Raw genomic sequence first — 20,735 nt, forward strand, 5'->3', positions numbered from 1 at the left:
GACACCGGTGTTTTGCCGTTCCCCACCGACCCCGACGACCCCGACCACCCGACGACCGACAGGATGGAACCATGAGCGACGAGACCCGCGGGCGGCAGCTGCTGCCCGGACAGACCAGCCGCGTGCACGTGTACGACGTCGAGTCCCGCACCTCGCGGCTCGTGTTCGAGTCGGCCACGGTGCTCGTCGAGGCGCCGAACGTCCTGGACGCCGAGACCCTGGTGCTCAACGGCGACGGAGGCCTCTGGCTGCTGCGGCTGCCGTCGGGCGACAGTGGCACCGACACCGTGCTCGACGAGACGGCGCTCGTGCCGGTGCCGATGGACGGCGTCGACGAGATCAACAACGACCACGTGCTCGACCCGTCCGGCAGCTCCATCGTGGTGAGTGCCCGTGACGGCGAGCTGTACCGCGTCCCGCTGCCCGAGGGCGGCCCCGCGACCCGGATCACCGACGTCGCAGCGGCGCTGCCCACCAAGCGCAAGTTCTACCTGCACGGCATCGCCCCCGACGGCAGCGCCCTCGCCGCCATCGTGGGGGAACTGTCCGAGGACGGCGTCTGGACCACCGACGTCGCGATGGTCGACCCGGAGACCGGCGAGCCGACGTTCGTCACCCGGGACGAGCACGCCGACGACGGCTGCACCATCAGTCCGGCCGGCGGGATCCTGCTCTGGAACACCGAGCGGTTCACCCCCGGCACCGCGCAGCTGGCCGTGCGCTGGCCCGGGCACGACAGCCCCGTCCGCCTGACGAACGACGACCGGGTGAACTGGTTTCCGCACCTGTCCCCGGATGCCGCACACCTGCTCTACCTGTCGTACGAACCTGGCGTGCAGGGCCACCCGGCCGACCACCGCGTCGAGCTCCGGCTGCTGCCGGGGTCGCTCGTCCGGGGTGCCCGGATCGCGGTCCAGCCGGAGACCCTGGTGGCCCTCGACGGCGGGCAGGGGACGGTCAACGTGCCACCGTGGGCCCCGGACTCGACGTGGTTCGCGTACTGCGACTACCCGGCGGCGGGATAGCGGGAGCGGCGGCGGTCGCGGGGCCCGGCGGCGTCTTCACGCGCTGCGCGACAGTCCACGCTCCGCCGGACGCGTGGACTGTCGCTGAGCGCGAAACGCGATCGGACGCCCCGCGCCTGCCCGCGCGCCTGCGCCTGCGCCTGCCCCGCTAGACCTCGCGCACCTGCCCCTGCTTGATGTGCAGGCGCCGCTCGGCACGCTTCGCGACCCACGAGTCGTGCGTGACGATGACGACGGTCAGCCCGCGCTCCCGCCACTGCTTCTCGATGAGCGCCATGATCTCGTCGCGGGTCGACTCGTCGAGTGCACCCGTCGGCTCGTCGGCGAGCAGCACGCTCGGGTTCTTCACCAGCGCCCGGGCGATCGCCACGCGCTGCTGCTGTCCGCCGGACAGCTCGGCCGGCAGGTGCTCCATCCGCTCACCCAGACCGACCTCGCGGAGCGCGGCGACCGCACGCTCGCGGACCTCGCTCCGCGACCGGTTCGCGAGCGACCCCGCGAACGCCGTCTCGACGTTCTCGAGCGCCGTCAGCGTCGGGATCAGGTTGAAGCTCTGGAACACGAAGCCGATCTCGGTCGCCCGCAGGTCGGTCAGCGCGCCGTCGCCGAGCTTCGCCACGTCGCGGTCGCCACCGAGGTGGATCGATCCGGCACTCGGCCGGTCGAGTGCCCCGAGCATCTGCAGCAGGGTCGACTTGCCGCCGCCGGTCGGCCCCTGGACGGCCACGAGCTGCCCCTGTGGGATCGTCAGGTGGACGTTCGTCAGGGCGGTGACGGTCCGGTTCTTCTGCTGGTAGGTCTTGCTGACGTTCGTCAGCCGGTACATCGGACTGGAGGCGCGGCTCGCCTCCGCCTCGCCGGTCGCGGTGTCGGTGCTGGTCACGGTTGCTCCTGTCGTCGGTTCGGTCGTGTCGGTGCGGCTGGGCATCAGGCCACGCTCCGGAGCGCCTCGGCCGGACGGAGCCGGCTCGCACGCCAGCCGCCGAGCGCGCCGGCGATGAGGCCGCCGAGGATCGCGAGGCCGATCGCCAGCAGGATGATCTCGACGGTCACCGGGGCGTGCAGGACCACGTCGGTCGTCGACGCGGTGCTCGCGCCGCCGCCGAAGCCTCCTGCCGGTGCACCGCCCGTCGTGCCGCTGCCCGCGGCCGCGGTCGCTGCGCCGCCGGGCATGCCGCCACCGCCACCGGCACCCCCGCCGGTCGTGCTCGAGGCGCTCGCCGAGATCGTCGGACTGATGACGTTCACGACGAGGATGCCGATCAGGCCGGCCGCGGCGCCGAGCACGCCGCCGATCAGGCCCTGCACCAGGGACTCGCCGGCCACCTGTCGGGTGATGCGGCCGTTCGACCAGCCGATCGCCTTGAGGGTCCCGAACTCGCGGGTGCGGCGGGTCACGCCGGAGATCGTGAAGAGGATCGCGATGAGGAACGCCGCGGCGAGCACGACGATCGACAGCCACTTGCCGAGGTTCGAGACCAGGCTCGACGCGGTGCTGAGCGACCCGGACACGCTCGAGGCCAGGTCGGCCTCGGTGGAGACGGTGGCGCTCGTCAGCTTCGCCTGCAGTGCTGACTTGATCGTGCTGACGTCGGACGAGGACTCGGCGGAGACGTAGATCGAGGTGACCTTGCCGTCGAGGTCGGCCAGCGCCTGCGCGGTGTCGAGCGGGATGTAGGTGTTCGAGCCCGTGGTCGAGGCCGAGCCGGTGGAGCTGACGATGCCGATGACGGTGAAGTCGGTGCCGCCGATGTCGACGGTGTCGCCGACCGCCTTGGACTCGCTCTTCGCGTACGACGCATCGAGCACGACGACGTCCTTGCCCGCGTCCTTCGCGGCGAAGGTGCGCCCCTTCGTGAGCTCGGTGCTCGTGAGCGGACCGACCGTCGCGCCGGACACCGGGATGCCGGTCACCGTGAACGAGTCGACGCTGAACGACCCACCGCCGAACCCGCCGCCACCGCCGGTGTCCCCGCTCGGCGGGCCCTGCTGGGTGGTGCTGTCGCTGCTGGAGTCGCTGCTGCTGTCCGTGCTGCTGTCGTCGGTCGACTGCTGCTGGACCTGGCCGGAGAACGTGCTGTTCTCGAGGGTCAGCACACCGGTTGCGGCCTTGACGCCGTCGGTGCTCGTGATCGTGGACAGGTTCGCGGCGTTCAGGGTGCTCGTGCCGCGCGCGACCGCGAGCCGGGACTGCGACAGGTCGGTCGAGCCGCTGTCGTCGTCGCTGTCGCCCTGGCTGCCGAAGTCGAAGCTGGGACGCCCGCCGTTCGTCGACGCCGTCGCGGTCTTGGTGACGGTGATGTCGGTGCCGACGCCGTAGACGGACTGCAGGACGCTCGACTGCGCTGCCTGCACGCCACCCGAGATCGACGACACGATCACCACGAGGGCGATGGCCAGGGCCATCCCGATCGCGATGATGACCGTCTGCTTCTTGCGGTTCGTGAGTTCGCGCCTGAGGTAGGTCAGGAACATGGTTCTCCTCGGTGGTGGCCGGCTGGGGTCACCGGCCGCGCAGAGCACGCGGCGGGGCCGACGGAGGAGAAGCTAGGCACGCTGTCGATGACCGACCCATCGCGCACCTATGAGGCGACTAAGGCCGGGTCAGCCGACGTCGCCGTACCGCTGGCGCAGGTGCTCCGCGTAGCCGCCGGGGGTCCGGCCGGCGAAGCGCCCGCTCGTCACCACCGGCAGGTCGACGGTGGCGTCCACCCGGAAGCCGAGCGCCCGCGCCCGGGCCACCAGCCGCGCGTCCTCGTGCTCCGGCACGGGGTCGAACCCGCCGAGGCTGACGTACGCCGCGGCGAGCACGCCGAGGTTCGCGCCGTGCACGTGGCCGAGGGCAGCACCGGGCGGGTGCGCCAGCGTCCAGCGGTCGAGCACCGCGGGCGCCAGGTCGTCCGGGTCGGGGACGACGGCGCCGACGAGTACGTGCGCACCAGCGGTGAGGGCGTCGGACTGCTGGACGAGCCACCGCTCGTGCACGCGCGAATCGGCGTCGGTGTGGGCGAGCCACCGGGCAGCCGGGTCGCCGTCGTGCGCACGGAGCGCGTGCGTCGCCCCGATCGTCCGTGCCCGACCGACCCCGACACGGTCCGTGGTCAGGACGTCGACCGCGTACCGATCGACCACCGACGCGGTGCCGTCCGTGCAGCCGTCGAGCACCACCGTGACGGCGGCGTCGATTCCGGGTCGCTCCGCGGCGAGCCGGTCGACGGCCACCAGGAGCGCGTCGAGGCACGCGGCGATCCGGTCCGCCTCGTCGTGCGCGGGGACGACGACGTCGATGCGTGCACGCGGTTCCGGTCCGGTCACCGGATGATCCCCTCGGCCCGGGCCACCGAGGTGACCGCCGGGCCGGGCAGGACGCTCAGGACGAAGTCCTCCTCCACGTGTCGGAGCAGAGCGGGACGCGGCCACCGTTCGGTCAGCCGCGCGTCCACCGCGTCACCGCTGGACACGGCCTCGTCGTCGGGGTGCCGCCAGTGGCAGGCCACGAGCACGCCGTCGTCGTCGAGCGACCCGAGCACTCGATCGATCGTCGCGTCGAGGTCGGCTGGTGACAGGTAGTACCCGACCTCGGACATCACCACCAGGTCCCACCGCCCGTCCGGCCACTCCGCCGGCAGGGCAGCCTGCACGAACCGAGCGGTCGGGGCGCGCCGGGCGGCACGCTCCAGCGGCGCCGCCGAGATGTCGGTGCCGAGGACGTCGTCCGCGCGGTCGGCGAGGGCAGCGGTCAGGACCCCGGTCGCGCAGCCGAGCTCGAGCGCCGACCGGAACCGCGGGCGGGGGAGCGCCGCCAGCGTCACGGCACGCTTGCGCTGCTCGTACCAGGACCCGTCGAAGTCCCACCCCTCGGGCTTCCGGTCGTAGTGGGCGTCGAACGACTCGCGCGACCGCGACGCGGCGGACCCCGGTGCGAAGAACCACTCCGTCGTCCGCAGGTGGTGGGCGGCGTGCCGGTCGTCGACGATCGCCTCGTCTCCCGGTGCGTCCGTCAGGGGCCGGGTCTGCGACGGATAGGCGTCGAGAGCGGAACGCTTCCGGGCGACGAGGTCCTCGGGCAGCGCGAGGGCCCGGACGTCGTCCCACGGGGCGACGGAGTGGTCCGGGTCGTCCCAGTGCCAGGCCCAGATCGGGTACGCGAGCAGGTCGACGTCGGGGGCGCTCGCCGCAGTGGCCTGGGCGACCTCGCCCACGATGCGGTGGTCACGGTGCCCGTCCCCGCGCCACGGCGCGACGAGCAGCACGGGGCGGGCGGCGTCGGCGAGCACCGTGTCGAGGCTGTCGACGACACGGTCTCGGTGTTCGCGGGTCGTGCCGTCCGGGATCCCCACCGAGGTCGACGTCACGTCGGGGTGCAGGGTGCGCAGGGCCGCCACGAACTCGTCGTCGCGAGCGGCGGCGAGCGCTTCCGGGGTCGTCGTGGGGGAGTCCGGGTGGGAGCGCTCGCCGCGGGTGAGGAGCAGCACGTGCACGGGGATGCCGACCGCTGCAGCGGCCGCGATCAGCCCACCGGCGCCGAGGGTCTCGTCGTCGGGGTGGGGCGCGACGACCACCACCGACCCGGTACCGGCCAGGTCGATCGCCGGTGCGTCCAGGCCGTCGAGGAACCCCGTCCACGCCGCCGGGTCGGTGCCCGGCTCGCGGTGGTCGAAGCTCACCACGCGACACCGCCCCGCTCGAGCACCATCCGGCCGATGCGGGCGAGGTCCCGCGCGCCGTGGTCCTGCAGGACGTAGAGCTCGAGGTCGGCGACCCGCGCGGCGACTGCGGGGTCGGCGGTCAGTGGAGCCGGGCCGATCGTCGAGACCACCCGCTCGCGCACGGCGTCGACCGAACGGCGCACCCGCGACCGGACGGTCTGGGCGAGCAGCCGCCAGTCGGTGTCGTCGGAGGCCGGGTCGGAGTCGTCTATCCGGGCGGCGGCGTCGGCGAGGGCGTCCTCCGCGTCGGCGAGGTCGGCCACGGTGGCGCCGAGGGCGGCCTGCAGCAGCTCGGACTCCGGGTGTGCGGCCGCGGTGTCACGGAGCACCCGGGCGAGCCCGACCGCACCGCCCCACCAGCAGGCCGCGACGCCGATGCCGCCCCAGGCGAAGCCCGGGCGTCGCAGGTACCAGCCGGGCGCCCCGACGGGTCGTGCCCGGACGCCGTCGAAGTCGACCGGACCGCTCGGCACGTCCGGCATGCCGCGTGCGGCCCAGGCCTCGTCGTGCGCGGTGACCCCGGGCTGTCGCAGGTCGACGGCGACGAGGACCCGCTCGTCGCCCAGGTGCGCGGTGACCAGGGCGTGCGAGAGCGTCGAGGCGAGCGAGCACCACGGCTTCGTGCCGTGCAGCAGGACCGTGCCGTCGTGCTGTGGTGCGGCATCGAGCCGGAGGCCCGGGCCCTCGGCGGCGAAGACACCCCAGGTCGAGCCGTCCGCGGCGTCGACGCCGGCCTGTGCCAGGATCCCGAGCGCGTCCAGGTGCGGTTCCACGGTGCGGGCGGTGGCGACGTCCGCCGCTGCGACCGCGGCGAGCGTGCCGAAGAACCCGCTGGCCGTCCCGGCGGACAGGGGTGGGGTGGTGGCGGCGACCGCCCGCGCGACCGCGAGACGGTCCGTCGGTGTCGAGCCGGGCCTCCCGGTCGTCCGTTCGATCCGCGCGGTGTCCAGGTGCCGGGCCGACGGGGGCCAGGCTGCAGATCGCAACATGCTCCCAACGTACGGAGCGGCAGACGTGGACGTGTCCTCGATCCACAGAACGCACTGGGCCGCGCCACAGACGACTCATAGGAACTTCTCGATACTCGAAGACGTGACCATCTCCCAGCCCGCAGCAGCCCCGCGCCTCACGCGTGCCGACGGAACCCCGTTGCGCATCCTGGTCGTCGACGACGAAGCCAGCCTCACCGACCTGTTGTCCATGGCGCTCCGCTACGAGGGCTGGGACGTCAAGAGCGCGAACGGCGGGCAGGACGCCCTGACGACCGCGCGGGAGTTCAAGCCCGACGCGATGGTGCTCGACGTGATGATGCCGGACCTCGACGGGCTGCAGGTGCTGAGCCGGCTGCGGCAGAACAACGACGACACCCCGGTGCTGTTCCTCACCGCGAAGGACTCCGTCGAGGACCGCGTGACCGGGCTCACCGCGGGCGGCGACGACTACGTCACCAAGCCGTTCTCCCTCGAGGAGGTCGTGGCGCGGCTGCGTGGGCTCATCCGCCGCTCGCAGATCTCGATCTCCGAGGCCGGGGACTCCCGCATCGTCGTCGGCGACCTGGTGCTCGACGAGGAGTCGTACGAGGTGCACCGCGCCGGCCGCCCGATCGAACTGACCGCCACCGAGTTCGAGCTGCTCCGCTTCCTGATGCGGAACCCCCGTCGCGTGCTCTCGAAGGCGCAGATCCTGGACCGGGTGTGGTCGTACGACTTCGGCGGCAAGTCGTCGGTCGTCGAGATCTACATCTCCTACCTGCGCAAGAAGATCGACGCCGGTGAGACCCCGATGATCCACACGGTGCGCGGCGTCGGGTACGTCATCAAGCCGACCTCGTGACCCTGCGGCGCCGGCTCGTCCTGAGCATCGTCGCCCTCGTCGTCGCCGTCAGCGCGGTGATCGGGGCGGCCAGCATCATCGCGCTCTTCTCGATCCAGACCAGCGCGATCGACAAGCAGATCACGAGCGCCACCCACCGGGCGCAGCGGTACCTGCAGCAGAACCAGTCGGGGCAGCCGAGCATCGACCTGTCCCGGCCGTCCGGGCAGGCCGCCGGCACCCTGACGGCGTACTTCGTCGACGGGCAGGTCGTCATCGCGAACGTGCTCGACGACTACGGCCGCCCGAGCGGGGTCCCGCAGACGAGCGCCGAGGCACTGGGGTCCGTCCGTGTGGACGCCGACCCGGAGACGATCGACCTCGGCTCGGACGTCGGGCGGTACCGCCTCGCCGCCGTCAACGTCGGCCCGGCCGTCCTGGTCGTGGGACTCCCGATGGCCCCCGTCTACGACAGCGTCTGGAAGCTCTTCGGGGTCGTCCTCTCCGTCGTGGCGACCGCACTGGTCGCCGGTTCGGTCGTCGCCGCGTTCGTGGTCCGGCAGTCGCTCCGGCCGCTCGAGCGCGTCGCCGAGACCGCGTCCACCGTCGCGCGCATGCCGCTCGACCGCAGCGACGCCCTCGACGGTGTCCGCGTGCCCGACACCGACCCCCGCACCGAGGTCGGCCGGGTCGGCAGCGCGTTCAACCGCATGCTGGGGCACATCGGCAGTGCGATGCAGGCGCGGGAACGCTCGGAGCAGAAGGTGCGGCAGTTCGTCGCCGACGCCTCGCACGAGCTCCGGACCCCGCTCGCCTCGGTGCGCGGGTACGCCGAACTCACCCGGCGCATGGGCGGCGACCTGCCGAAGGACGTCGTCTACGCCATGAGCCGCATCGAGTCCGAGTCCATCCGCATGACCTCGATGGTGGAGGACCTGCTGCTCCTCGCCCGGCTCGACGAAGGCCGCGAGATCCAGTTCGCCGAGGTCGACCTGACCGGACTGGTGCTCGACGCCGTGAACGACGCCCACGCCGCCTCGCCCGAACACCCCATCGAGGTCGACGTCCCGCCGGAGCCGGTCACCATCACGGGCGACGCCGCACGCCTGCACCAGGTCATCGTCAACCTCGTCACCAACGCCCGGACCCACACGCCCGAGGGCACCCGCATCACGGTGGGCCTCGCCCCGGTCGACGGCGGCGTTGACCTGACCGTGCGCGACACCGGCCAGGGCATCGACCCGGAGTTCCTGCCGAAGCTGTTCGAGCGCTTCGCCCGGGCGGACAGTTCGCGGTCCCGCACGGTCGGGTCGACCGGCCTGGGGCTCGCCATCGTGGACGCGGTCGTGCAGGCGCACGGCGGCCGGGTCGAGGTCACGAGCGAGCCGGGGGACACCGTGTTCACGGTGCACCTGCCCCGCGACCCGGCTGCGGCTGCCACCGGGGCCGGGGCCGTGGCTGTCGCGTCGTCGTCGGCTGACCCTGCCGGGTCCGCGGACTGGTCGGCGACACCCGCTGCGGTGGACCGTACCCACTGACGGTCGGGAGGCGCGGGGCGGGACCGCCCCGCGCCTCCCGACCGCTGTTTGGTCTCGTCCACGGCATCTGCTACTGTTCTCGAAGCCAAAGACCGCCGGATGTCGTGCTGCTCGCAACGTGTTTGTGAACATCGTGACCGAAGGTCCTCACTCGTGAGGCATCCCGCGCAGGTGTTCCGAACCACTCCCACCATCTGGTGAGAGCAGCTCCGAGCCTCTGCGCCGGAGCTTTTTTCGTTCGTGGACCTGGGGCTGCCGGCAAGACCCCCAAGGAGAACCATGGCGAACAAGGAAGCTGCGGTCGCCGAGCTCACGGAGTCCTTCCGTAGCTCGAACGCCGTTCTGCTCACCGAGTACCGCGGTCTCACGGTCGCGCAGCTCAAGGAGCTCCGCAACTCGATCCGTGAGCACGCCACGTACGCCGTGGTGAAGAACACGCTGACCAAGATCGCGGCGAACAACGCCGGCATCTCGTCGTTCGACGACGAGCTCGCCGGTCCGTCCGCTCTCGCCTTCGTCCACGGTGACACCGTCGCCGTCGCGAAGTCGCTGCGTGCATTCGCCAAGGCGAACCCCGAGCTCGTGGTGAAGGGCGGTTACTTCGACGGTAACCCGCTCACCGCGACCGAGGTGGACAAGCTCGCCGACCTCGAGTCCCGTGAAGTGCTGCTCGGCAAGCTCGCCGGCGCACTCAAGGCCTCGCTGTTCGGTGCTGCGTACCTGTTCCAGGCACCCCTCTCGCAGGCCGTCCGCACCGTGGACGCCCTTCGCGAGAAGCAGGAGTCCGCGGCCTGATCAGGCTCGCGTTCATCAACCACACGTACTAGCTAGTAGTAGGAGAAAATCATGGCGAAGCTTTCGCAGGACGAGCTCATCGAGGCCTTCAAGGAGCTCACGCTCATCGAGCTCTCGGACTTCGTGAAGAAGTTCGAAGAGGTCTTCGAGGTCACCGCGGCCGCCCCGGTCGCCGCTGCCGCCCCCGCCGGCGCAGCTGCTCCGGCCGAGGCCGCTGAGGAGAAGACCGAGTTCGACGTCATCCTCAAGTCCGCTGGTGACAAGAAGATCCAGGTCATCAAGGAGGTCCGTGGCCTGACGTCGCTCGGCCTCGGTGAGGCCAAGGCGCTCGTCGAGACCGCCGACGCCAAGATCCTCGAGGGTGCGAACAAGGAGACCGCCGACAAGGCGAAGGCGACCCTCGAGGCCGCTGGCGCCACGATCGAGCTCGCGTAGTCTCGACCGTTCCGGTCACGAAGGCCGCTGCCCCTCGGGGTGGCGGCCTTCGTCGTGTGCGGGGCGTCTTGTCGCTTTCGCCAAAGCGACAGATGGGCCCGGAAAGAGCACAGCTTCTTGTCGCTTCGGCGCCTCTGACAGAGCCCACTTCCGGAGAATCGTCGCTTTGGCATCGCGGCACGACCGCCTGGAGGCGCGTGGATTCTCCACAGATCGGCGAACGTCGCCGACATCGGTTGCGCTGGGCGACAGAGTGCTGCCATGCACCCCGCCAACGCCATCGCACTGTTCCGGACGAACAGACTCGACCGCGCGGACGCACGACAGCTGCAGCGCCGCAAGCTGGCCGGTGAACTCGTCCGCGTGCGACATGGCGTCTACGTCGACCGCTCGGCGTGGGACGCGCTCGACGGCCGGAGCCGACACCTCGTCCGCATGCGGGCCGCTCTCCCGCTGCTCCGCGGAGGCGCTGTGTGGTCGCTCGACTCAGCGGCTGCGATCCTCGGGGCACCTCGTCTCGACCCGTGGCCGGAGCGCGTCCATGCGAACGTGCCCGCACTGGAGCACGACCTCCGACGTACCGGGCTGACGATGCACGCCGCGTCCTCGCTCGTGTCGGGGCACCGTTTCCACGGCGTCGAGTACACCGCTCTCGCGCAGACGACGATCGAGCTCGCCCGTCGGGGACCCCTGGCTGCAGCGGTCGTCGGGTTGGACCACGCGCTCCGCAACGGAGTCCGGCACGAAGACCTCGAGCACCTCGCGCTGACTGCCGGTCCGTGGGGCGCGGTCCGCCTTGAGCACGCGTTGGAGATCTGCGATGTCCGCCACGAGTCGGTGGGCGAGTCCTACTTCGCAGCGCGTGCGGCCGAGCTCGGGTGCCCGGACATGGAACCGCAGCACGAGTTCATCGTCGTGGACGGCGCCGTTGACCGGGTCGACTTCTGGTTGCCGAGGCAGGGGATCGTGATCGAGTTCGACGGGCGGCAGAAGTACGAGGACCGCGAGATGCTGCGGGGGAGGAGCGGCGCCGACGCCGTCTGGAGGGAGAAGCAGCGCGAGGACCGGGTCCGTGCTCGCGGTGAGGTCAACGGGTTCGTCCGCGTGTACTGGGAGCACCTCGTTGCGCCGGAGCGCCTCCGGGCCTTGTTTCGTCAGCACGGTGTGCCGTGCCGATGACGTCCTGGCGTCTTGGTGCTGCCAGAGCGACGCTTCTCGTGGGAACTGAGTCATGCCTCCCGGCAGAGCGACAGAGTGCCGCGAACGTTCCGCGGGCATCTGTCGCTTTGGCGGGAGCCAGCGCGTGAGGTCGGGGCGGGGGCGGCGCGGGGCGGGGCGGCGCGCGCGTCAGCGCAGGGTGCTGTGGCGGCGGCCGTAGGCCAGGTAGAGCAGGGCGCCGGCGACCATCCAGATGCCGAAGGCGATCCAGGTGGTGGCGCCGAGGAACACCGCGAGCAGCACGCAGCTCAGGGTGCCGAGGATCGGTACGACGGGGAACAGCGGCACCCGGTACGACCGCTCCAGGTCGGGCTGCGAGCGGCGGAGCACGATGACGGACACGTTCACCAGGGCGAAGGCGACGAGGGTGCCGATGCTCGTGGCGTCGGCGAGTTCCCCGAGGGGCACGAGCGCGGCGACGATCGTCACGGCGATGCCGATGATGAGCGTGTTCGCGATCGGGGTACCGGTTCGGCGGGAGACCCGGCCGAAGACCTTCGGCACCAGGCCGTCGCGGGACATCGTGAGCAGGATGCGGGTCTGGCCGTACAGGACGGTGAGCACGACGCTGGCGATGGCGACGACGGCGCCGATCGAGAACACGAGGGCGACGAGCGGCTGCCCCGTGACGTCGACGACGATGCGGACGAGCGACGCCTCGGACGACGAGAACGCGGTCCACGAGCGGGCCCCGACGGCGGCGATCGCGACGAGGATGTACAGCGCGGTGATGAGCGCGATCGAGCCGATGATCGCCCGGGGCAGGTCGCGGCGGGGGTTCTTCGCCTCTTCACCGGCGGTCGAAGCGGCGTCGAAGCCGATGTACGAGAAGAAGAGCCGTGACGCGGCGGCGGTGACCCCGGCGGCACCCATCGGGGCGAGCGGTTCGAAGTTCTGCGCCCGGAACGCCGTGAACGCCACGACGACGAAGAAGACCAGCAGAGCGATCTTCACGATCACCATGACCGTGTTCACCCAGGCGCTCTCGCGGGCACCGGGCAGCAGCACGCCGGTGGCGAGCAGGACCAGGACCGCCGCGGGCAGGTTGACCACGCCGCCGTCGACCGGGGGAGCGGAGAGTGCGGTGGGCAGGTGCAGTCCGAACACGCGCAGGGTCTCGTCGACGTACTCGCTGGCACCCACGGCGACCGCGGCCACCGAGACGGCGTACTCGAGCACGAGGCACCAGCCGCAGATCCAGGCGATGCCCTCGCCCATCGTGGCGTACGTGTACGAGTAGCTGGACCCCGAGGTCGGGACGGCGCCCGCCATCTCGGCGTACGACAGCGCGGACAGCAGCGCGGCGATCCCCGCGACGACGAACGAGATCCAGACGGCGGGACCGGCGAGCGGGACCGCGGTGCCGAGGACGACCAGGATGCCGGTGCCGAGCGTGGCCCCGACGCTGATCATCGTCAGCTGCCAGACCCCGAGCGACCGACGGAGCGGTTCCCCGTTCACACCGCGTGAGGCTTCGGCCTGCAGCTGCTCGATCGGCTTGCGGCGGGCGAGCTGGGCCCCCAGGGACGTGGGACGTGACGGCGCGGACGGCATGGGACCTCGGTGGTGCGGGGACGGGGACGGCACATGCTCGCACGCCCCCTGAACGGGGTCAAATACTGCGGTGCTGTGGACAGGGCGGTCGATGTCCGAGCGCGGGGCTACGGTGGCTCCATGAGCATGGGACACGGCGGGCGAGGCGGCGGTCCGCGCGGGGGCGGGCGCATCTCGAGCGGCGACTTCCGCGCGCAGAAGGCCGCCAACGCCGAGGCGCCGAGGATCCCGCACCTGGTCCGGCGCATCGCCGCGCTGTTCGAGCCGCACCGCCGGGCGATCATGCTCACGGTCGTCCTCGTGCTGATCGGTGCGGCCATCTCGGTCGTGCCGCCGCTGCTCACCCAGCAGGCGTTCGACCGCGGGCTGTTCCCGCCGTCGGGTCGCCCGGACGTGCCGGTGCTGATCGAGCTCGTGTCCGCGATGGTCCTGCTCTGGATCGCGAGCGCCGGGGTCGGCGTCTGGCAGACCTACCTGACCGCGACGGTCGGCAACAAGGTCATGGGTGCGATGCGGATGCGCCTGTTCGCGCACCTGCAGCGCATGGAGCTCGCGTTCTTCACCCGCACCAAGACGGGCGTCATCCAGTCGCGCCTGCAGAACGACGTCGGTGGCGTGGCGAGCGTGCTGAACAACACGATCTCGTCGGTGCTCGGCAACACCGTGACCGTGATCGCCGCCGTGGTCGCGATGCTCCTGCTGAGCTGGCAGATGACACTGGTCGCCGTGGTCCTGCTGCCGCTCCTCGTGATCGCGCAGCGCCGCGTCGGCCAGGTCCGGGCACGCATCGCCGCGCAGACGCAGGAGTCGCTGTCCGACATGACGGCCATCACGCAAGAGGCGTTGAGCGTCTCGGGCATCCTGCTGGCGAAGAGCTTCAACCAGCAGGCCAGTGAGACCCGCCGCTACGGGGACGAGAACCGCAACCAGATCACCCTGCAGGTGCGCCAGCAGATGTCCGGGCAGTGGTTCTTCGCGATCGTGCAGATCTTCCTGTCGATCATCCCGGCGATCATCTACGTCGTCGCCGCGTACCTGATCATCGGCGACGTCCCGATCACGGCCGGCACGATCGTCGCGTTCACGACGGTGCAGTCCCGGCTGCTGTTCCCGACGGTCGGGCTGCTGCGCGTGGTCCTCGACCTGCAGACCTCCGGTGCGCTCTTCGCCCGCATCTTCGAGTACTTCGACCTCAAGCCCGCCATCACGGACTCGCCGACCGCCCGGCCCGTGGACGAGTCGAAGGTCGGCCACGTCGCCTTCGAGGACGTCGTCTTCACCTACCCCGACGGCGAAGCCGACAAGCCGACTCTGCGCGGGGTGTCGTTCGAGCTCCGCCCCGGGCAGTTCGCGGCCTTCGTCGGCCCCTCCGGCGCGGGCAAGACGACGGTGTCCTACCTGGTGCCCCGGCTGTACGAGGCGACCGAGGGATCGGTGCGGTTCGCCGGGCAGGACGTCCGCGACCTGGTGCACGAGGACCTGATGCGGCACGTCGGCATCGTCAGCCAGGAGACGTACCTGTTCCACGCCACGATCGGCGAGAACCTGCGGTACGCCAAGCCGGACGCCACCGACGACGAGCTCGAGCGTGCGGCCCGTGCGGCGAACATCCACGACACGATCGCGTCGTTCCCGGACGGCTACGACACCGTCGTGGGGGAGCGCGGCTACCGCCTGTCCGGTGGCGAGAAGCAGCGCATCGCCATCGCGCGGGTCATGCTGAAGGACCCGCCGGTGCTCGTCCTCGACGAGGCCACCAGCGCACTCGACTCCATCTCGGAACACGTCGTGCAGACGGCGCTCGACACTGCGGCGGCCGGTCGGACCACCATCTCGATCGCGCACCGGTTGTCGACGATCCGCGACGCCGACGTCATCTTCGTCCTGGACCACGGGCAGATCGTCGAGCAGGGCACGCACGACGAACTCCTCGCCCTCGACGGCACGTACGCCCAGCTGCACCGGCAGCAGAACACGTCGGCGGACGTCGTCCGGCCCTGACCGGTCGTGGTCGCGACCGAGCGCCGGACGGGAGGCCCGTGGTGGCGTCCGCACGGGCCTCCCGTCCGGCGCGCAGCGCGACCAGGGCACGTCGCCCGCCGCGGGATCCCGGTGCGTTGTCCGCGCACGACACATCCCAGCGGGACGCGGGCACCGCGTCCTAGACTCGACGCCGTGCGTTACGCGAACTCCGTCGTCGACCTCGTCGGCGACACCCCGCTCGTCAAGCTCAACCGGGTGACCGAGGGGGTGCGGGCGACCATCCTGGTGAAGGTCGAGTACCTGAACCCCGGTGGGTCGTCCAAGGACCGCATCGCCACCCGGATCATCGACGCGGCCGAGGCCTCCGGTGACCTGCGCCCCGGCGGCACCATCGTCGAACCGACCTCCGGCAACACCGGCGTCGGTCTGGCCCTGGTCGCACAGCAGCGCGGCTACCGGTGCGTCTTCGTGCTGCCCGACAAGGTCGGCGAGGACAAGCGCAACGTGCTGACGGCGTACGGCGCCGAGATCGTCGTGACCCCGACCGCGGTCGCGCCGGAGCACCCCGAGTCCTACTACTCGGTGTCGGACCGGCTCGTGCAGGAGATCCCCGGCGCCTACAAGCCGAACCAGTACGCGAACCCGAACGGTCCCCGCAGCCACTACGAGACCACCGGTCCGGAGATCTGGCGCGACACCGAGGGGCAGATCACCCACTTCGTCGCGGGCGTCGGGACCGGCGGCACGATCTCGGGCACCGGACGGTACCTGAAGGAGGCGTCCGACGGCGGCGTCCGCATCGTCGGGGCCGACCCCGAGGGCTCCGTGTACTCCGGCGGCACCGGTCGCCCGTACCTGGTCGAGGGCGTCGGCGAGGACTTCTGGCCGAGCGCGTACGACGCCGGCGTGCCGGACGAGATCATCGCGGTGTCGGACGCCGACTCCTTCGCGATGACCCGGCGCCTGGCGCGCGAAGAAGGACTGCTCGTCGGCGGTTCGAGCGGCATGGCCGTCGTCGCGGCGCTCCGCGCGGCCCGTGACCTGACCGAGGACGACGTCGTCGTCGTGCTGCTGCCGGACGGCGGCCGCGGGTACCTCGGCAAGATCTTCAACGACCGGTGGATGCGCTCCTACGGCTTCGTCGAGACCGACGACGAGCGCACCGTCGGCTCGCTCATCGCCGGCAAGGACGGCCGCCTGCCCGACCTCGTGCACGCGCACCCGGCGGACACCGTGCGCGACGTCGTCGACATCATGACCAAGTACGGCGTCTCGCAGATGCCCGTGCTCAGCGCGGAGCCGCCCGTCGTCATCGGCGAGGTCGTCGGCGCCGTCGAGGAGAAGGCGCTGCTCGAGCAGGTCTTCACCGGCACCGCGAAGATGTCGGACGCGCTCACCGGCTTCGTCGGCGACCCGCTGCCGCTCATCGGCGTCGGCGAGTCGGTCTCGGCGGCGCGTCGCGCGCTCGAGTCGGCCGACGCGCTCCTCGTCGTCGCGGACGGCAAGCCCGTCACCGTGCTGACCCGGCACGACCTCCTCACCTACCTCTCCGAGTAAGGAACCACCGAGCATGACCGAGTTCAGCACCCGGGCCGTCCACGCCGGCCAGGAACCCGACGAGACCACCGGTGCCGTCATCCCGCCGATCCACCTGACGTCGACGTACGTGCAGGACGGCGTCGGCAGCATGCGCAACGGCTACGAGTACTCGCGCGCTGGCAACCCGACGCGTGACTCGCTGCAGGTGCTCCTGGCCGACCTCGACGGCGGCGTCGCGGCGTCGTCGTTCGCGTCCGGGCTCGCCGCCGAGGACGCCCTGCTCCGCGCCGCGCTGGTCCCCGGTGGCCGCGTCGTGATGGGCAACGACGTGTACGGCGGCACCCACCGCCTGGTGAGCCGGCTGCACGTGCCGTGGGGCGTCGAGCTCGTCGTCGTCGACATGAGCGACCTCGACCAGGTCCGTGCAGCCCTGCAGGGCGCACCGGCCACCACCGTGCTGTGGGTCGAGACGCCGACGAACCCGCTCATGAAGATCGCCGACATCGCCGCGCTCGCGACCCTCGGGCACGAGTCGGGCGCCCTGGTGGTCGTCGACAACACGTTCGCGTCGCCGTACCTGCAGCAGCCGCTGTCGCTCGGTGCCGACGTCGTCGTGTACTCGACCACGAAGTACCTCGGCGGACACTCCGACGTCGTCGGCGGAGCCGTCGTGCTGGCGGACGAAGAGCTCGCGGCGAAGGTGCAGTTCCTGCAGTTCGGCGCGGGTGCGATCTCGTCGCCGTTCGACGCCTACCTGACCACCCGTGGCATCAAGACGCTCGCGGTGCGCATGGAGCGGCACTCGCGGAACGCGCAGGCCGTCGCCGAGGCGCTCGTCGTCGCGCCCGGTGTCGAGCGCGTCTACTACCCGGGCCTGCCCGACCACCCGGGGCACGACGTCGCCGCACGCCAGATGCGCGGCTTCGGCGGGATGCTCTCGGTCGCGCTGTCCGGCGGCGCCGAGGCGGCGAAGCGCTTCGCGGAGTCGACGGAGCTGTTCGCCCTTGCCGAGTCGCTCGGCGGTGTGGAGTCGCTCATCGGGTACCCGAGCGAGATGACCCACGCGTCGGTGAAGGGCACCGAGCTGGCCGTGCCGGAGAACGTGGTCCGCCTGTCGGTGGGCATCGAGGACGCCGGCGACCTGGTGGCGGACCTGGAGCAGGCGCTGGCGCGCTGAAGCGGGCCCTGCTGCCCTGCTGACGCGGGCCCTGCTGACGCGGGACTCGGGGCGCGGGACGGGGGTCGCGGGACGCGGGACGCGGGACGCGGGACGCGCCACCGTGTCGTCGGCGCCCGCCCCTACGATGATCGGGTGAGCACAACGGCGTCGCGGACCAGCCTGCTGAGCGGGCCGTACGCCCTCGCGACGATCGGCATGGTCGCGATCGTCGGCGTCGCGGCGTTCCAGAACCTGGCGATGACGACGATCATGCCGGTGATCAGCCGCGACCTCGACGGCGAGACCCTGTACGCGCTCGCCTTCGCCGCGCCACTCGCCGCCGGGGTGCCCGGCATGGTCCTCGCCGGCAACTGGGCCGACCGTGCGGGCGGACGGATCGTGGCATGGGTGTCGGCGGTGTTCTTCGCCGTGGGGACCGCCGTGGTGATGCTCGCGCCGACCATGGAGGTGTTCCTGGCCGGGCGGCTCATCGAGGGGTTCGGCGCCGGGGCGATCGACGTGGTGCTGTACGTGCTGGTCGCCCGGATCTTCCCCGCCGAGCTGCACGGACCGGTGTTCGCCGGGTTCGCTGCTGCCTGGGTCGTCCCAGCGCTGATCGGTCCCGCCCTGGCCGGCATCGTCACCGACACCTGGAACTGGCACTGGGTGTTCGCCGGGGCCCTGGTGATCGCGCTGGCCGCGTTCGTCCTGCTCGTGCCGACGCTCGGCCGGTTGCACGCCCCGGCCGCATCACTCCGCCCGCCGTGGCAGCGGGTCCGGATCGGGTGGTCGGTGGCGGCGGCCGTGTCGATCCTGCTGCTCAACGTGGCGCCGGACCTGACCCCGTGGGGCATGGTCGCGGCGGTCGTCGTCGGGCTGGTCGGCACCTGGTTCGCCCTGCGGCCGCTCCTGCCGACCGGGACGTTCCGGGCCGCGGCCGGGCTGCCGTCGGTCGTGCTGCTGCGCGGGCTCGTCGCCGCGTCGTTCTTCGGGAGCGAGGCGTACGTGCCGTTCCTGCTGCAGGCCGAACACGGGTTGTCGCCGTCGGCCGCCGGGCTCGCCCTGACGGTGGCGGCACTCAGCTGGGCCGCGTCGAGCTGGGCGCACGGCCGTCTGGGGGAGCGGCGGCTCACTGCCCGGCGCACCTTCGGGGTGGGGCTCACGCTGGTGCTCGTCAGCCTGGTGACCGCGCTCGCGGTCGCGACGTTCGACCTGTCGTGGTGGGTGCTGGTCGCCGGCTGGTTCGTCGGCGGTGCGGGCATGGGCGCGATCTACCCGCGCGCCTCGATGCTGACGCTGCGGTTCTCCGGCGAGGGCGACGACGGGTTCGCGAGCTCGGCCCTGACGATCGCTGACGCCGCGGGCAGCGTGATCGGCCTGGCGGTGACCGGCCTGCTCTTCACCGCGACCGGTGGCGCCGACGGCACGGTGTCGTTCCCCCTGGTGTTCGCGGCGATGATCGGGTTCGCCGCACTGGCGATCGCGGCCGTCCGACGGCTCGGCCCCGTGCCCGCGCCTGCGACGACGGTGTCGGCAGGCCCGGGCGGAACAGTCCCGTCGCGGACTCCGTCGTCGCACGGCCCGGCCGCCGGGTAGCGTGGCAGACCGGACCGAAGAGGAGACCACCGTGCTGCGCATCGTCGCCGTGACCGTCGCCCTGGCGGCGGCCCTGACCCTGGCCGGGTGCCAGGGCACGACGTCGGCCGCCCCCACACCCGTGCAGAGCACCGACCTGACCAGCTCCGACGGCGGTTTCGACCAGCAGGCCGTGATCGGAGTCGTCCTGGTGCACGACGACGCGGCCCTCGCCGACCGGCTCCGCACCGACCTGACCGACGCCGGGTTCCGGCCGGACGTCCGGGTCGCTCCGGCATCGGGTGCAGCGGCGTCCCAGCGGACCGCGGTCGCCCAGCTCGTGCGGAAGGGGGCCAAGGCCCTGCTCGTGCACGCCGCCCGAGCGTCCGCGCTGACCGGCGTGATCCAGACCGCCCACGACGCCGGGGTCGTCGTGGTGTCCCTTGGCGATCCGCTGCCCGCGACCGGTACCGGTGGCGACGGCGTGTCCGCCGACTACCGCGTGCCGTCGGAGGGCGACGACGCCGACACCGCGGCGACGGCGGTCGACGTCGTGCAGTCCCTGCAGCGCGGCGAGAAGCCGGAGACCGACCCGACGGACGGCGAGACGACGGACGCCGAGTAGGAACGGTCCGCTCAGCTCCACCACGCCGGGAACGACAGCGTGATCGTCTCGACCAGCGCCTTCCGCGACCGCCTGGGCCCGGCGAGCCAGGCCTCGATCGCCCCGACGAAGCCCTGCGCCACGAACCCCGCGGCGACGTCGTCGAGCAGGTCGGGCCGATGGGCGGGGTCGAGCTCGCGGATGTGCAGGGCGCTCGACACCGTGAAGTGCTCGACGAGCAGCCGGTGCAGCGAGGCGTCGTTCGGGTCCGGCAGCGCCTTGCCGTAGATGTCGCGGTGCGTGGTCACGTGCTCGACGACGGCGTTGATGCCGCGCCGGGTGATGGCCGCGAGCTCGTCGGCTCCGGCGCCCCGGTCGGCGGCGGCTCGGCGCTCGTCGGCGTCGTCCTGCCGGATGCGGTCGAGTTCCGGCGTCAGGACGTCGGCGAGCAGCGACCCGGGGGAGACGGCGTGCGAGTAGAACGTGGCCCGGTTGATGCCGGCGGCACGCGTGACGTCGGCGACGGTGATCTCCGAGACCGGTCGGTCCGCGGCGAGCCGCAGGATCGCCTCGCGCAGCGCTGCAGTGGTGTGCAGGATCCGGGCATCCACCATGACGCCCACCCCCTTCTGATCCGCTTCACCCGGAAGGCCCCCGAGCAACCCGACGCTACCGCATGGTCCGCGCCGGGCCGAGGGGCAGCACCAGCCGCTTCACGCGGGCGGCCCGCACCGGCGGCGCCGAGCACGCACCGGCGACCGTAGGATGGTTCCGCGGACGAATCGATTC

At 71.8% G+C, this 20,735-nt stretch carries 18 protein-coding genes; 11 read left to right on the forward strand and 7 right to left on the reverse strand.

The window, feature by feature from the left end:
- The first annotated feature begins 71 nt into the window (after nt 1-71).
- The gene (locus DEJ12_RS06275) at nt 72-1,025 is read left to right on the forward strand and encodes a biopolymer transporter Tol (RefSeq protein WP_111029395.1); all 954 of its coding nucleotides are present in this window, start codon (nt 72-74) and stop codon (nt 1,023-1,025) included.
- 148 nt (nt 1,026-1,173) lie between these two features.
- Here DEJ12_RS06275 and DEJ12_RS06280 read toward each other — a convergent pair whose 3' ends face one another.
- The 5 genes from DEJ12_RS06280 to DEJ12_RS06300 form a co-directional block, all read right to left on the reverse strand.
- Nucleotides 1,174-1,851 (reverse strand): ABC transporter ATP-binding protein, encoded by a 678-nt coding sequence (locus DEJ12_RS06280; RefSeq protein WP_071406345.1) that lies wholly within the window; start codon nt 1,849-1,851, stop codon nt 1,174-1,176.
- A gap of 101 nt (nt 1,852-1,952) precedes the next feature.
- A complete protein-coding gene (locus DEJ12_RS06285) occupies nt 1,953-3,500 on the reverse strand; it encodes an ABC transporter permease (RefSeq protein ID WP_071406327.1) in 1,548 nt (515 codons plus the stop codon).
- A gap of 129 nt (nt 3,501-3,629) precedes the next feature.
- Nucleotides 3,630-4,340, reverse strand: a complete 711-nt coding sequence (locus DEJ12_RS06290; RefSeq protein WP_181433184.1) for a glycosyltransferase family 2 protein — start codon at nt 4,338-4,340, stop codon at nt 3,630-3,632.
- Nucleotides 4,337-5,692: a bifunctional PIG-L family deacetylase/class I SAM-dependent methyltransferase gene (locus DEJ12_RS06295; RefSeq protein ID WP_258370642.1), complete on the reverse strand. Its 1,356-nt coding sequence runs from the start codon at nt 5,690-5,692 to the stop codon at nt 4,337-4,339. The genes DEJ12_RS06290 and DEJ12_RS06295 overlap by 4 nt, the downstream gene beginning before the upstream one ends.
- Entirely contained in the window at nt 5,689-6,723 is a 1,035-nt protein-coding gene (locus DEJ12_RS06300) for an acyl-CoA dehydrogenase family protein (RefSeq protein WP_111029398.1), read from the reverse strand. The genes DEJ12_RS06295 and DEJ12_RS06300 overlap by 4 nt, the downstream gene beginning before the upstream one ends.
- Nucleotides 6,724-6,826: 103 nt before the next feature.
- Here DEJ12_RS06300 and DEJ12_RS06305 point away from each other — a divergent pair, with 103 nt between their 5' ends.
- The 5 genes from DEJ12_RS06305 (at nt 6,827) to DEJ12_RS06325 (ending at nt 11,493) form a co-directional block, all read left to right on the forward strand.
- The gene (locus DEJ12_RS06305; RefSeq protein WP_017888661.1) at nt 6,827-7,567 is read left to right on the forward strand and encodes a response regulator transcription factor; all 741 of its coding nucleotides are present in this window, start codon (nt 6,827-6,829) and stop codon (nt 7,565-7,567) included.
- Entirely contained in the window at nt 7,564-9,084 is a 1,521-nt protein-coding gene (locus DEJ12_RS06310; RefSeq protein ID WP_111029400.1) for a cell wall metabolism sensor histidine kinase WalK, read from the forward strand. The genes DEJ12_RS06305 and DEJ12_RS06310 overlap by 4 nt, the downstream gene beginning before the upstream one ends.
- Before the next feature lie 279 nt (nt 9,085-9,363).
- Complete coding sequence (gene rplJ, locus DEJ12_RS06315) at nt 9,364-9,879, forward strand: 50S ribosomal protein L10 (protein ID WP_017888663.1); 516 nt, start codon at nt 9,364-9,366, stop codon at nt 9,877-9,879.
- A 51-nt stretch (nt 9,880-9,930) separates the two neighbouring features.
- Nucleotides 9,931-10,314, forward strand: coding sequence for a 50S ribosomal protein L7/L12 (gene rplL, locus DEJ12_RS06320; protein WP_027466380.1), 384 nt, complete (start codon nt 9,931-9,933; stop codon nt 10,312-10,314).
- 261 nt (nt 10,315-10,575) lie between these two features.
- Nucleotides 10,576-11,493: a hypothetical protein gene (locus DEJ12_RS06325; RefSeq protein WP_111029401.1), complete on the forward strand. Its 918-nt coding sequence runs from the start codon at nt 10,576-10,578 to the stop codon at nt 11,491-11,493.
- A gap of 168 nt (nt 11,494-11,661) precedes the next feature.
- On the opposite strand, the gene DEJ12_RS06330 is transcribed toward DEJ12_RS06325, so the two are convergent.
- The gene (locus DEJ12_RS06330; protein ID WP_111029402.1) at nt 11,662-13,086 is read right to left on the reverse strand and encodes an amino acid permease; all 1,425 of its coding nucleotides are present in this window, start codon (nt 13,084-13,086) and stop codon (nt 11,662-11,664) included.
- Nucleotides 13,087-13,212: 126 nt separating this feature from the next.
- Between DEJ12_RS06330 and DEJ12_RS06335 the strand changes: the two genes are divergently transcribed.
- The 5 genes from DEJ12_RS06335 to DEJ12_RS06355 all read left to right on the forward strand — a co-directional run bounded on the left by DEJ12_RS06335 (nt 13,213) and on the right by DEJ12_RS06355 (nt 19,967).
- Nucleotides 13,213-15,087, forward strand: a complete 1,875-nt coding sequence (locus DEJ12_RS06335) for an ABC transporter ATP-binding protein (RefSeq protein WP_111029403.1) — start codon at nt 13,213-13,215, stop codon at nt 15,085-15,087.
- Between the two features lie 174 nt (nt 15,088-15,261).
- Complete coding sequence (locus tag DEJ12_RS06340; RefSeq protein ID WP_111029404.1) at nt 15,262-16,626, forward strand: cystathionine beta-synthase; 1,365 nt, start codon at nt 15,262-15,264, stop codon at nt 16,624-16,626.
- 13 nt (nt 16,627-16,639) lie between these two features.
- Nucleotides 16,640-17,785, forward strand: a complete 1,146-nt coding sequence (locus tag DEJ12_RS06345; protein WP_111029405.1) for a cystathionine gamma-synthase — start codon at nt 16,640-16,642, stop codon at nt 17,783-17,785.
- Nucleotides 17,786-17,920: 135 nt separating this feature from the next.
- Entirely contained in the window at nt 17,921-19,363 is a 1,443-nt protein-coding gene (locus DEJ12_RS06350) for an MFS transporter (RefSeq protein ID WP_111029406.1), read from the forward strand.
- 1 nt (nt 19,364) lies between these two features.
- On the forward strand, nt 19,365-19,967 hold the full coding sequence (locus DEJ12_RS06355) for a substrate-binding domain-containing protein (protein ID WP_146245538.1): 603 nt from the start codon (nt 19,365-19,367) through the stop codon (nt 19,965-19,967).
- An 11-nt stretch (nt 19,968-19,978) separates the two neighbouring features.
- Here the strand turns inward: DEJ12_RS06355 and DEJ12_RS06360 are convergent, their stop codons facing one another.
- Complete coding sequence (locus DEJ12_RS06360) at nt 19,979-20,560, reverse strand: TetR/AcrR family transcriptional regulator (RefSeq protein ID WP_138803833.1); 582 nt, start codon at nt 20,558-20,560, stop codon at nt 19,979-19,981.
- Between the last annotated feature and the right edge of the window lie 175 nt (nt 20,561-20,735).

Origin of the sequence: Curtobacterium sp. MCLR17_059 (genome assembly GCF_003234665.1) — a bacterium.
GTDB lineage: Bacteria > Actinomycetota > Actinomycetes > Actinomycetales > Microbacteriaceae > Curtobacterium > Curtobacterium flaccumfaciens.

Excerpts from the sequence above, each read along its gene's own strand:
- rplL (WP_027466380.1), top strand. The coding sequence starts at position 9,931 with ATGGCGAAGCTTTCGCAGGACGAGCTCATCGAGGCCTTCAAGGAGCTC.
- DEJ12_RS06330 (WP_111029402.1), bottom strand. The coding sequence starts at position 13,086 with ATGCCGTCCGCGCCGTCACGTCCCACGTCCCTGGGGGCCCAGCTCGCC.
- DEJ12_RS06275 (WP_111029395.1), top strand. The coding sequence starts at position 72 with ATGAGCGACGAGACCCGCGGGCGGCAGCTGCTGCCCGGACAGACCAGC.
- DEJ12_RS06345 (WP_111029405.1), top strand. The coding sequence starts at position 16,640 with ATGACCGAGTTCAGCACCCGGGCCGTCCACGCCGGCCAGGAACCCGAC.
- DEJ12_RS06280 (WP_071406345.1), bottom strand. The coding sequence starts at position 1,851 with ATGTACCGGCTGACGAACGTCAGCAAGACCTACCAGCAGAAGAACCGG.
- DEJ12_RS06335 (WP_111029403.1), top strand. The coding sequence starts at position 13,213 with ATGGGACACGGCGGGCGAGGCGGCGGTCCGCGCGGGGGCGGGCGCATC.
- DEJ12_RS06325 (WP_111029401.1), top strand. The coding sequence starts at position 10,576 with ATGCACCCCGCCAACGCCATCGCACTGTTCCGGACGAACAGACTCGAC.
- DEJ12_RS06300 (WP_111029398.1), bottom strand. The coding sequence starts at position 6,723 with ATGTTGCGATCTGCAGCCTGGCCCCCGTCGGCCCGGCACCTGGACACC.
- DEJ12_RS06360 (WP_138803833.1), bottom strand. The coding sequence starts at position 20,560 with ATGGTGGATGCCCGGATCCTGCACACCACTGCAGCGCTGCGCGAGGCG.
- rplJ (WP_017888663.1), top strand. The coding sequence starts at position 9,364 with ATGGCGAACAAGGAAGCTGCGGTCGCCGAGCTCACGGAGTCCTTCCGT.
- DEJ12_RS06285 (WP_071406327.1), bottom strand. The coding sequence starts at position 3,500 with ATGTTCCTGACCTACCTCAGGCGCGAACTCACGAACCGCAAGAAGCAG.